Below are 11,040 nucleotides of genomic sequence, written 5' to 3'. Positions count from 1 at the left end.
CTGGAGTGCGGGGCCTGGTCAGGGTGCGGAGAGCAGGTCCAGTTCGACGAGCACGCCCGTCTCGCCCTGGCGGTAGGCGCGGCCGTCGCGGGTCTGCTGCCGGGTCTCGGGGGACTGCCGGAACCACTTGGGGCAGGTGTCCACCGGACGCACGGCGAAGTCGCCGGGCACCCGCCGATAGGGATGGTCCTTGGAGGTGGGGGCCTCGAATCCCTGGCTCACCACCTGGATACGGGTCACCCGACCGGTGATCTCCTCCGATGTGCCGGGGTAGGTGCCGCCGTGCTCGGAGTGGGCGTACAGGGCTCCGGTCACCGCCTCGGCAGGGACCGGCCGCTCGTCGTCGTCAAGGTTGTCGATTCCCACGACCGTCCAGGTCACCTGGTCGCCCACGGAGAAGGGCGTGCCACAGCACTCCATCTCCCAGTCCAGGTAGAAGACGCTCACCATCGCCATGCGCCGCGGCTTGATGGGTCAGCCGTTGGCGGTGCCGGCGGCGGCCCGCTCCAGCTTGGCGCGGCGCAGGTAGTAGAAGGCCATGTTGGACGAGATGCCGGCGACCAGGATCCACAGGGCGCCGAACCACATGCCCTGCGTGAACGACACGACGGCCGCGGCGACGGCGAGGGCGCACACGATGAGGGCATAGAGGGCGAGGCGGGGCATGGGGGCAGCTCCTGTCGGGTGCTCCGGGGCGGGTCGGTCCCGCCCATTGTCCCCTATACCCCTGCCCACCCGACCGGGGATGCCCCCCGATGGCATCAGACGTCGGTGACGCGCAGCCCGGCGTGGGCCTTGTAGCGGCGGTTGACCGAGATCAGGTTGGCGACCAGCGACTCGACCTGGTGGGCGTTGCGCAGCCGGCCGGCGAAGACGCCGCGCATGCCGGGAACGCGGGCGGCCAGCGCCTGCACCAGATCGGTGTCCGCGCGGGACTCGCCGAGCACCATCACATCGGTGTCGATCTCCTCGATCGCCGGGTCCTGGAGCAGCACCGCGGACAGGTGGTGGAAGGCCGCGGTGACCCGGGACTCTGGCAGCAGGGCGGCGGCCTGCTCGGCGGCGCTGCCCTCCTCCGGCCGAAGCGCGTAGGCGCCCTTCTTGTCGAAGCCGAGCGGATTGACGCAGTCGATGACCAGCTTGCCGGCGAGCTCCTCGCGCAGCGATTCCAGGGTCTTGGCGTGGCCGTCCCAGGGCACGGCGACGATCACGATGTCGCTGCGCCGCGCGCACCCGGCGTTGTCCGCGCCCTCGACGCCGAAGCCGATCTCGGCGGCGGCGGCCTCGGCCCGCTCGGCGGCACGGGATCCGATGATCACCTTCTGGCCCGCCTTGGCGAGCCGGTAGGCCAGGCCGCGCCCCTGGTCACCGGTGCCGCCGAGGACGCCGACCACCAGGCCGGATACGTCGGGCAGCTCCCAGGGGTCCTTGGCGGGGGCCTTCTTGGGCGCGTCAGCAGTGTCGTGGGTAGTCATGACAGCGATACTGTCACGCACCCCTCACGACTTGACGCTGCCCTCGGTCAGCCCGGTGCGCCAGTACCGCTGGAGGACGCCCATCAGCACCATCAGCGGCAGGACGGACAGGAAGGCGCCGCCGACCGTGTACTGGTAGAGCTCGGGCTGCCGGTCGGCGTACCCCTGCCAGGAGGTCAGGCCCAGCTGGAGCGGGTACAGGTCGGAGTCGGAGAGCATGACCAGCGGCAGGAGGAAGTTGTTCCAGATGTGCACGAACTGGAACAGGAAGACGGTGACCAGCGCCGGGGTCATCAGCCGCAGGCCCAGCGTGCCGAAGATCCGGGCCTCCCCCGCCCCGTCGATCCGCGCCGCCTCCAGCAGTGAGTCGGGCACGGCGGCGGTGGCGTAGATGCGGCACAGATAGACCCCGAAGGGGCTGACCGTGCTGGGGATCAGCACCGCCCAGTAGGTGTTGGCCAGGCCCATCTCGCTGAACATCAGGTACAGCGGCAGGGCCAGCGCGGTGCCGGGCAGCAGTACCCCGGCGAGCACCACGTTGAAGATGCCCTCCCGGCCCGGGAAGGAGTACTTCGCCAGCGCGTAGCCGGCGGCCGCCGACAGCAGGGTGGCGATCACCGCGCCCAGCCCCGCGTACAGCAGGCTGTTGAGGAACCACCGCACGTAGATGCCATCGTCGTAGGTCAGGACGTCACCGAGGTTGTCGAGCGGGTGCGGGTCGGAGAACCAGAAGCCGAAGGTGCCGAAGAGGTCGCTGCTGGACTTGGTCGAGGAGACCGCGAGCCAGTAGACGGGGACCAGGAAGTAGACGGCGGCGACGGCGAGCAGCGAACAGGTGATGATGCGGTGCCGCAGCGGCGGCTGCCCTGGACGGCCGCCCGGCCCGCCGCCGCCCCTGCCTCGTCGCCTGCCGGTGCCGGTGCCTTTGCCTTGGCCGGCCCGGGCGCCGCGCCGGCCGCGCCCGGTCCGCCGGTCGGGGGCCGTGTCCGGTGCGTCCGGCTCACCGGTCGCGCCCGGTCCGCCGGGTTCACCGGGCTCGCCCGGCTCGGTGACCGTGCTCACTCCGCTCACGGGCCGTCCTCTCCGCGCCGCCGCCGGGCGCCGAACCCCACCAGTCGCAGGAAACCGAAGGACAGCACGCACGCGACGAGGGCGAGCAGCACCGCCTCGGCCGCCGCGATGTGCTGGTTGTTGCTGGTGAACGCCTCGTTGTAGGCGTGCAGATTGGGGGTGTAGCCGGAGTCGATGGAGGTGGACAGCGGCCGCAGCACCATCGGCTCGGCGAACAGCTGGAGGGTCCCGATGATGCTGAAGACGGTGGTGAGGACCAGCGCGGGCCGGATCAGCGGGAGTTTGATGTGCCGGGCGACCTGCCAGGCGCTCGCCCCGTCGATCCGCGCCGCCTCGTACAGCTCCTCGGGCACGGCCTTGAGCTGGGCGATCAGCACCAGCATGTTGTAGCCGGTGAACTGCCAGGTGACGATGTTGGCGATGGACCACAGGACGGTGTCGCGGGCCAGGAAGTCGAGGTTCCAGCCCACCGAGTCGGCCATCTCGACCAGCGGGCTGATCCCCGGCACGTACAGGAAGCCCCACAGGATGGAGGCGATGACGCCGGGCACGCCGTACGGCAGGAAGAAGGCGGTGCGGAAGAAGCCGACCCAGCGGGCCGAGGCGGCGTCGAGCAGCAGCGCCAGCGCCGTCGCGAAGACGATCATCACCGGGATCTGGACGGCGCCGAAGAGCAGCACCCGGCCGAAGCCCGAGACGAAGCGGTCGTCCTCCAGCGCGTGCGAGTAGTTCGCCAGGCCCGCCCACACGTCCCTGGTCTCGCCGCCCAGGCCGAGCGGGCCGGTGCGCTCGACCTTCAGCAGGCTCTGGTGGACGGCGTAGCCGATGGGGGCGAGGAAGCAGAGCACGAACAGGGCGAGGAACGGCAGCAGGAAGACGGCCGCCGCGCGGGCGTGGCGGGCCTCGGTACGGCTGACGCGCCGCCTCACCCCGCCTCCACCTTCAGGCCCTTGTCCTTGAGGTCCTGGACCGTCTGGCCCTGCACCTTCCTGATCACGGACCGGAAGGATCCGCCGTCGCCCAGCGCCTCGGTGAAGGCGTCGCCGAGCCGCTGGTAGAGGGTGTCGACGGCCGGGCCCCACTTCCAGCTGGTGTCCACGCCCTTGCCGGCCTCCGCGAAGACCGTGCTGTACGCCTGGCCGCCGAAGAAGTCCTTGTGCACATCGAGGTCGGCGGTGGAGAAGCCGCCGGTGGCGGCGGGGAAGCCGTAGCCGCCCTGGATCAGCAGCCTGATCGACTCCGGGTCCGTGTTGAGCCAGACGGCGAAGGCGAGCGCGTCCTTGGGGTATTTCGTCCCTCGGAAGACGGCCGTGGTGGACCCGCCCCAGTTGGCGTAGGCGCCGGCGCCCTTGCGCCACTGCGGCATGGCGGCCGCCCGCCACCCGCCGGAGGTCTTGGGGGCGTTGCCGACCAGCAGCGCGTCGCCCCAGCTGGCGCCGAGCCAGGCGGCGATGTCGCCGGTCTGGATGTCCTTGTACCAGGCGTTCTGCCGGTCCGGGATGGTCTTGATCAGCTTCTGCCTGACCAGCGCCTCCCAGTAGTCGGCGACCCGGCGGGTCGGCTCGTCGTCGATGCTGACCGTCCAGGCGTCGCCGGAGGTGCCGAACCAGCTCGCGCCCGCCTGCCAGGCCAGGCCCGCGAAGCGGTTGCCGTTGGTCGCGGAGAAGGTCTCGATCCAGGCGCCCCGCTTGCGGATCGCCTTGGCCGCCGCCTCGTAGTCGTCCCAGGTCCGCGGGGTCTCGATGCCCCACTCGTCGAACAGGTCCTGCCGGAGGAAGAGGCCCATCGGGCCGGACGCCTGCGGGATGGCGTAGACGCCCTTGCCGAAGACGGACTGCTGCCACTGCCAGCCGACAAACTTCGACCTGTGCTTCTCCACCCCGTACTCCGTCAGGTCCAGCAGCCCGTTGTCGAGCAGGAAGCTGGGGACCACCGGGTATTCGACCTGGCCGAGGTCCGGCGGGTTGCCCGCCTTGATCGCGGCGTGCATCTTGGCGTACTGCGCGCCGTTGACCGCCGAGACCTTCTCCAGCTTGATCCGCACCTCGGGGTTCCGCCGGTTCCACAGGTCGACGGGCTTGTCGATGCCCGGCACCCAGGACCAGAAGGTCAGGGTGATCTTCTCGCCCTTCGCACGGCCCTTGGGCTCGGCCTCGCCGTCGTCGTCCGAGCCGCAGCCCGCGAGGGTGAGCCCGGCGGCGACGGCGGCCGCGCCGCCCAGCACGGTGCGGCGGCCGGGAACACGGTGGACGGGGTTCTCGCTCATACCAGCTCCTCCATCGGAACGCGCCGGAAGGTGATCGTCGAGTAGGCGCTGAAGTCGCCGGTCTCGTACAGCAGCCCGACGGTGTCGTCGTCGATCCTGACCAGGTCCGAGTAGGCGGCCGGCAGGCCGTCGACGGTGTGCGCGGTGCGCCAGGTCAGGCCCCGGTCAAGGCTGGCCCGCACGGTCATCACGGCCCGGAAGGCGGGGTCGGCGGGCCCGGAGAAGAGCAGCACATCGGGCTCGCCCAGATGCAGCACGCTGCCTTCGACGATCGGGGTGACCAGGGCGGCCTGCGGGCGGAAGGGCTTGATCAGCGTCTCGCCGCCGTCCCGGGAGACGGCGTCGGCCCGGTTGCCGGGCGAGTCGGAGTCGTTGCGGGCGTTGAAGTAGATCCGGCCGTCGGGGAGTTCGGTGGCGGTGGTCTCGTTGACGTTGATGTAGCCGTTGGGGTTGTCGTCGACGTAGCCGATGCGCCAGCTCCTGCCGCCGTCGTCGCTCAGCAGGCTGTGTCCGCCGTGGTACCGGCCCTCGGTGCCGTCGCCTGCGCCGGTGGGCGGAAGGGAGTGGTTGGCCGGGACGACGATCCGTCCGGCGTGCGGGCCGTGCCGCAGCCGCACGGCGTGGCCCGGGGTGGTCGCGTACCACCGCCACTCCGCCTTCTTCACCTGCGAGGTGATCTCGCGCGGCACGCTCCAGCGGGCGCCCTCGTCGTCGCTGTACTGCACCCACACCCGCCGACCGTCGGCGGCCGGCACCTGGCCACGCAGGATGCGGGTCTCGGTGGCGTCGGCGGCGTTGCGCACATGGACCAGGACGATGCGGCCGCCCTCCAGCAGCACCGGGGCGGGGTTGCCCGCCGTGCCGGTGCCGTTCTCGGTGACGACCTGTAAGGGGCCCCAGGTGCGACCGCCGTCGGTGGACCGCCGGAGCACCAGTTCGATGTTGCCGGTGTCGGAGGCCGACGCCACCCGCCCCTCGGCGAAGGCCAGCAGCCGGCCGGAGCGCGCGGCGATCACCGCCGGAATGCGGAAGCTCGCGTAGCCGCCGGTTCCGGCCCGGAAGGGTACTGACACCTCGTAGGTACGCGCTGTCCCACCGACTGACATCTCCACCTCCCGATGCCCCGTCGCCTCGCGGGAAGCGCCGCGGCGACCGGACGGACGTAGGACGTCCCTTGTGTGCGGTGACCATAGGGATTGCCTGATGGAGCGTCAAGGCACGGCACATGAACACTTGGTGCCCCGGCCGGGGTGCGCAGTGGGTGCGCCAAGTCCGCCGGCCGTGGGTGCGCGGGGTCCACCGGCCCGGGGTGCGCCGGGTCCGCCGGCCCGAGGTGCGAGGGGTCCGCCGAAAGGGGGAGCGGGATCGCACCGGTTCTCGTCCTCGCGGCCGAGGAGCCGCCCGGATCCGGCTCCTAGCCTCAAAGGACCATGAACACACCGCTCAGATTCCTCCTCGAAGGGTCCGCCACCCTCGCCGCCGGCCTGCTCCTGTGGCTGTTCGGCGACAAGATCGACGTTCCGGTGGTCGACCCCGTCAAGATCGGCGTCGTCGCCGCCTGCCTCGGCGCGGTGGAGCTGGGCTACAGCGGCTGGCTGTTCCTCGGGCGGCTGCGCGGCTCCCACTCGAAGGGGTGAGCCCGGCCGGGCCCGGCCCCGCCGCCGCCACCGGCCCGGCATGATGCGGGCCCATGGACGCCGTACGGATCGCGCTGCTGCGTGATGTGCTCGCCGGCACCGAGTGGCTGTCGGCCACCCGCCGCTTCGCCGGCGAGCTGCGAGCCTCGGTCGAGGCGTCCGGCGGGGGGCTGCTGCTGGTCGGCAGCGCGGAGTACGAGCCGTGGCACCTGGCCGCGCATCTGGACGAGGAGGCCGCCTGGGCCGGGCTGCCCGAGCTGTCCCCCACCCTGGTGCGCCACCGGGTGCCGGGCGGCGCGCCGAGGCACCTGTCGGTCGACCTGAGCCGGCTGGAGGCGGCCCGGCGCGGCGAGACGCTGCTGGTGGTGACCCCGGGCGACCCGGGTGCCGGCCTGCTGGAGCGGGTGGACGACGCGCGGCGGGGCGGCGCGACGGTGTTCGCGCTCGACGGCGGGGACGCGGCGCTGCACGCGCTGGCGCACGACGCGCTGGCCGCGCCGCCGGCCGCGGAGCTGGATCTGGAGACCATCCAGCACCTGGTCAGCGCGGCCGCCGGAGAGAACGGCCGGCCGCCGCGGCCCCGCCGCGGACGGCTGCGGGACCAGCTGGCCCGGCTCGCCGATCACCTGGCCGCACCCCCGCCCACCCGCTGGTGACGCGCACCTGGCGGTGACGCCCGGCGGCGGTCCGACGGCGGCGGTCCGACGGCGGCGTGGGGGACGTCTCGCGCGTACTCCCGGCCGGGCCCGGGAACGGGTCGCCTCCCAGGGAGCGCGTCGGCCGGTGCCGGCGAGCGCGTCAGCCGGCGTCGTCCTCGCTCGGTGCTGAGTGATCGCCGCGCGCGGTGGGGTTGTCGCGCCAGCGCGCGTCCGTCTCCCAGGCGACGTTCCGCTCGCGCGCGGTCTCCATCGCGTGGGCCGCCTCCTCCCGGGTGGCGTACGGCCCGAAACGGTCGGCGGCCCGGCACTCCGGGCCCTCTTCGACCTTCTGGTGCCTGAGGCAGTAGTACCACTCGCCGGGCTTGCCGACGGTCCGCTTCCTGAACAACGCCATCCCCGTCTCCGTCCTCGCCGCGGCCACGCGTCCACGCGGCCCGGCACCGCTCCCGCGCCGCGGTGCGCGGGCACCTGAGATCGCACTGCGTGAGCGCCTTTCCTGCCGCCATGCTGCCCCATCCCCCATGGATACACTCGCTGCATGTCTGGCCAGTCGCTTCTTGTCCCGGGGAAGCTCTCCCCCACCCGCCATGTGCCCGCCTCGATCAAGCGCCCCGAGTACGTCGGAAAGGCCGCGCCCACCCCGTACACCGGGCCTGAGGTGCAGGACGCCGAGACGATCGAGCGGATGCGGATCGCCGGTCGCATCGCCGCGCAGGCCATGGAGGAGGCCGCGAAGCTGATCGCCCCGGGGGTCAGCACCGACGAGCTGGACCGGGTCGCGCACGAGTTCATGTGCGACCACGGTGCGTATCCGTCGACGCTGGGCTACCGCGGTTTCCCGAAGTCGCTGTGCGCCTCGATCAACGAGGTGATCTGCCACGGGATCCCGGACTCGACGGTGCTGCGCGACGGCGACATCGTGAACCTGGACGTCACCGCCTACATCGGGGGCGTGCACGGCGACAACAACGCCACCTATCTCTGCGGCGACGTGGACGAGGAGTCCCGGCTGCTGGTGGAGCGCACCCGCGAGTCGCTGAACCGGGCGATCAAGGCGGTCAAGCCGGGCCGCCAGATCAACATCGTCGGCCGGGTCATCGAGTCGTACGCCAAGCGCTTCGGCTACGGCGTGGTCCGGGACTTCACCGGCCACGGCATCAACTCCGCCTTCCACTCCGGCCTGATCGTGCCGCACTACGACAGCCCGCACCACACCACCGAGATCAAGCCGGGCATGACGTTCACCATCGAGCCGATGCTGACGCTGGGCACGCACGACTACGACATGTGGGACGACGGCTGGACCGTGGTGACCAAGGACCGCAAGCGCACGGCGCAGTTCGAGCACACGCTGGTGGTGACCGAGACCGGCGCGGAGATCCTCACCCTCCCGTAGGGTTTTACCGACAGGATGTCGGGAAAGCCATTGACTTAGGCAAGCCTAAGTTGTGACAATGGTCTTTCCCGACCCTCTCGCGTACCCGGAGGCCGCTTTGGACGCCGCAGCCAGCAACCCGACGCCGGTCACGCCGTTTTCCACGCTCATCCGGACGGCCTCGCACGAGCAGCACACCGAAGCGGAGAGCTCGACGTTCATGAGCGACATGCTCGGCGGCCGGCTCGGCGTCGGCGCCTTCCGGCGCTACACCGAGCAGCTGTGGTTCGTCTACCGCGCCCTGGAGTCCTCCGCCGCCGCACTGGCGAAGGACCCGGTCGCGGGCCCCTTCATCCGCTCCGAGCTGGCCCGCACCGCCCAGCTGGAGCGGGATCTGGCCCACCTCGGCGGGCCGGAGTGGGGCGCGCGCCTGGTGCCCCTGCCGGCGACGGCGGCCTATGCGGCGCGGATCGAGGAGTGCGCGCTCCGCTGGCCCGCGGGGTACGTCGCCCACCACTACACCCGCTACCTCGGCGATCTCTCCGGCGGCCAGATCATCCGCGGCACGGCCGAGAAGACCTGGGGCTTCGAGCGCAAGGGCGACGGCGTCCGCTTCTACGTCTTCGAGGACATCGCCAACCCGGCCGCGTTCAAGCGCCGTTACCGCGAGCTGCTGGACGCCCTGCCCGTCGACGACCTGGAGAAGCAGCGGGTCATCGAGGAGTGCAAGCGCGCCTTCGCGATGAACACCGCGGTCTTCCGGGAGCTGGGCGAGGAGTTCCCGCTCAGCGCGTAGCGCCGTGCGGCGCGCGCCATTGCCCATGGCGCGCGCCGGCCGTCGTCGCGGCGCTGGGGCTCAGCGGCATGAGGCCCAGCGGGGTGGAGCTCAGCGAGCGGGGTCGCCGCCGGCTCGGCGCCGGGTCGCGAAGACCGCGGCCGCGCCGCCCAGGCCCAGCAGCCCGGCGCCGCCCAGCAGCGCCCCGGCCGGCAGCGCGGAGCCGGTAGCGGCGAGCGATGCGGTGGTGCCGCTGCCCCCGCCCACGACCCCGCCGCCGCTCGCGGAGGTATCGGAGCCGCTGCCCTCGCCGTCACCGGCGGAGCCCGTGCCGCCCTGGCCGCCGGCGGTGCCCGGCAACGCCGCGCCGTCCTTCAGCGAGACCGCGACAGTGACCGGGTCGAGGGCGTCGCCCGGCTGGTAGAAGCCGCCGAACGCACCGGCCCCGGCATGGGTCAGTTCGGCCCGGACATCGGTGAGGGAGACGGTGTCGCCGGTGGCGGTCAGCGCGCCCGCCGGCATGGTCAGCTTGGCCACAGCGAGATCGCCGGAGCGGTTGACCTTGCCCGTCGCGCGGTCCTTGGCCGACACATCGGCGAGCAGTGAGCCCTTGGCACCCTTGATCCGCACCTTCAGATCACTGAGCTTGAGGTCCAGCTTGCCCTCGTGCCCGGTGAAACGGACGGCGCCGTCGAAGGCGGCGTTCAGGCTCCGAGTGCCATGGGCGTCGTACGTGCCATGGCCCGCCGGGAAGCGGAAGCCGTCGGTCTGCTTCCGGGCGCCGGCGGAGACGGTGATCCTGCCCTTGGCGACGGGCCCGGTGACATAGCTGCGGAAGGACTCCTTCACTCCCCAGTCCAGGGTGCCGTCGGCGATCGTGCCGGCGGGGCGGGTGGGGGGCGTGGCCGCACCGCCGGAGGGGGTGCCGGTGGGCCGCCCGGTCGGCGGGGGCGTGCTCGGCGAGGGGGACGGTCCACCGGTCGGCGGGTTGCTGGTGGACGGGGTCGGGCCGACGGTCGGGGTCGGGCCCGGCGTACTGCTCTGCCCCCCGGTGGGGGTCGGCGAGGGCGCCGCCGTGGGCGCGCCCGCCTTCACCGTCACGGTGGCCGGGTCGAGGGCCTGCCCCGCCTGGTACATGCCGTTGAACGCTTTCGCGCCCTCGGCGGTCAGCGTGGCCGGGATCCGGGCGAAGGTGACCGCCCCGCCCTCGCCCGCCCCGGGCCTAAGGCCGGTCAGGTCGAGCGTGGCGAAGGGGACGTCGTCATCGGTGCGCTCCGGTGTGGTGACATCGAGGCTGATCGAGCCCTTGGTGCCCTCGGTGTGCACCTTCAGATCGCTGAACTCCAGGTCCAGCGCGCCGCCGTGGCCGGTGAAGCGCACACTGCCCTTGAAGGTGGTGTCGACGGCGTGCGTCGCGGTGTCGTAGCTGCCTTTGCCGCCGGAGAAGGTGAACGGACCGTTGCCTTCTGCCTGGGTGGCGCCGTCCGCGACGGTGATCCGGCCCTGGCCGATGGGACCGGTCAGATACTTCCGGAAGCTCTCCTTCACACCCCACTCCAGGGTGCCGTCGGTGATCTCCAGCTTGGGCGGGGCCTTCTTCTCGCCGCCCGGCGCGGCGGCGTTCGCGGGCAGCGCGAGCACGCCGGCGCCGACGACGGTCGCGGCGACCGCCGCGGCGACGGCCAGCGTGCCCCGGCGGATCGGGCGGGTGGGTGAGGCGTCGGACATCGCGGATCTCCTTGGGTCGGGGGCACGCGCCGCCAACGGGCAGCGCGGATCGGC

At 72.2% G+C, this 11,040-nt stretch carries 13 protein-coding genes; 4 read left to right on the top strand and 9 right to left on the bottom strand.

What is annotated here, in order from left to right; genetic code table 11:
* Positions 1 to 18: 18 nt before the first annotated feature.
* The 7 genes from AC4BDD_RS21930 to AC4BDD_RS21900 all read right to left on the bottom strand — a co-directional run bounded on the left by AC4BDD_RS21930 (position 19) and on the right by AC4BDD_RS21900 (position 5,918).
* On the bottom strand, positions 19 to 456 hold the full coding sequence (locus AC4BDD_RS21930) for a DUF6578 domain-containing protein (protein WP_490687163.1): 438 nt from the start codon (positions 454 to 456) through the stop codon (positions 19 to 21).
* A gap of 18 nt (positions 457 to 474) precedes the next feature.
* Complete coding sequence (locus tag AC4BDD_RS21925) at positions 475 to 666, bottom strand: hypothetical protein (protein WP_490687162.1); 192 nt, start codon at positions 664 to 666, stop codon at positions 475 to 477.
* Between the two features lie 95 nt (positions 667 to 761).
* The gene (gene npdG, locus AC4BDD_RS21920; RefSeq protein WP_490687161.1) at positions 762 to 1,475 is read right to left on the bottom strand and encodes an NADPH-dependent F420 reductase; all 714 of its coding nucleotides are present in this window, start codon (positions 1,473 to 1,475) and stop codon (positions 762 to 764) included.
* 24 nt (positions 1,476 to 1,499) lie between these two features.
* Complete coding sequence (locus AC4BDD_RS21915) at positions 1,500 to 2,330, bottom strand: carbohydrate ABC transporter permease (RefSeq protein WP_490691884.1); 831 nt, start codon at positions 2,328 to 2,330, stop codon at positions 1,500 to 1,502.
* A gap of 212 nt (positions 2,331 to 2,542) precedes the next feature.
* Positions 2,543 to 3,475, bottom strand: coding sequence for a carbohydrate ABC transporter permease (locus tag AC4BDD_RS21910; RefSeq protein WP_490687160.1), 933 nt, complete (start codon positions 3,473 to 3,475; stop codon positions 2,543 to 2,545).
* Complete coding sequence (locus AC4BDD_RS21905) at positions 3,472 to 4,812, bottom strand: ABC transporter substrate-binding protein (RefSeq protein WP_490687159.1); 1,341 nt, start codon at positions 4,810 to 4,812, stop codon at positions 3,472 to 3,474. The genes AC4BDD_RS21910 and AC4BDD_RS21905 overlap by 4 nt, the downstream gene beginning before the upstream one ends.
* Positions 4,809 to 5,918 (bottom strand): sialidase family protein, encoded by a 1,110-nt coding sequence (locus AC4BDD_RS21900; RefSeq protein WP_490687158.1) that lies wholly within the window; start codon positions 5,916 to 5,918, stop codon positions 4,809 to 4,811. Before AC4BDD_RS21900 ends, AC4BDD_RS21905 begins: the two co-directional genes overlap by 4 nt.
* A gap of 324 nt (positions 5,919 to 6,242) precedes the next feature.
* On the opposite strand from AC4BDD_RS21900, the gene AC4BDD_RS21895 reads away from it, so the two are divergent.
* Positions 6,243 to 6,449, top strand: a complete 207-nt coding sequence (locus AC4BDD_RS21895) for a DUF5708 family protein (protein ID WP_490687157.1) — start codon at positions 6,243 to 6,245, stop codon at positions 6,447 to 6,449.
* A gap of 53 nt (positions 6,450 to 6,502) precedes the next feature.
* Positions 6,503 to 7,105 (top strand): hypothetical protein, encoded by a 603-nt coding sequence (locus AC4BDD_RS21890; RefSeq protein WP_490687156.1) that lies wholly within the window; start codon positions 6,503 to 6,505, stop codon positions 7,103 to 7,105.
* A 142-nt stretch (positions 7,106 to 7,247) separates the two neighbouring features.
* Here the strand turns inward: AC4BDD_RS21890 and AC4BDD_RS21885 are convergent, their stop codons facing one another.
* On the bottom strand, positions 7,248 to 7,502 hold the full coding sequence (locus AC4BDD_RS21885) for a hypothetical protein (protein WP_490687155.1): 255 nt from the start codon (positions 7,500 to 7,502) through the stop codon (positions 7,248 to 7,250).
* Positions 7,503 to 7,646: 144 nt separating this feature from the next.
* Here AC4BDD_RS21885 and map point away from each other — a divergent pair, with 144 nt between their 5' ends.
* A complete protein-coding gene (gene map, locus AC4BDD_RS21880) occupies positions 7,647 to 8,504 on the top strand; it encodes a type I methionyl aminopeptidase (RefSeq protein WP_490687154.1) in 858 nt (285 codons plus the stop codon).
* Between the two features lie 58 nt (positions 8,505 to 8,562).
* Complete coding sequence (locus AC4BDD_RS21875) at positions 8,563 to 9,279, top strand: biliverdin-producing heme oxygenase (RefSeq protein ID WP_490687153.1); 717 nt, start codon at positions 8,563 to 8,565, stop codon at positions 9,277 to 9,279.
* A 90-nt stretch (positions 9,280 to 9,369) separates the two neighbouring features.
* Here AC4BDD_RS21875 and AC4BDD_RS21870 read toward each other — a convergent pair whose 3' ends face one another.
* Complete coding sequence (locus AC4BDD_RS21870) at positions 9,370 to 10,986, bottom strand: HtaA domain-containing protein (protein WP_490687152.1); 1,617 nt, start codon at positions 10,984 to 10,986, stop codon at positions 9,370 to 9,372.
* Between the last annotated feature and the right edge of the window lie 54 nt (positions 10,987 to 11,040).

It is taken from the genome of Streptomyces sp. JLBT605 (assembly GCF_058215555.1).
Note: the sequence above shows the minus strand (reverse complement) of the source record. Positions and strands in the feature narration are given on the sequence as shown.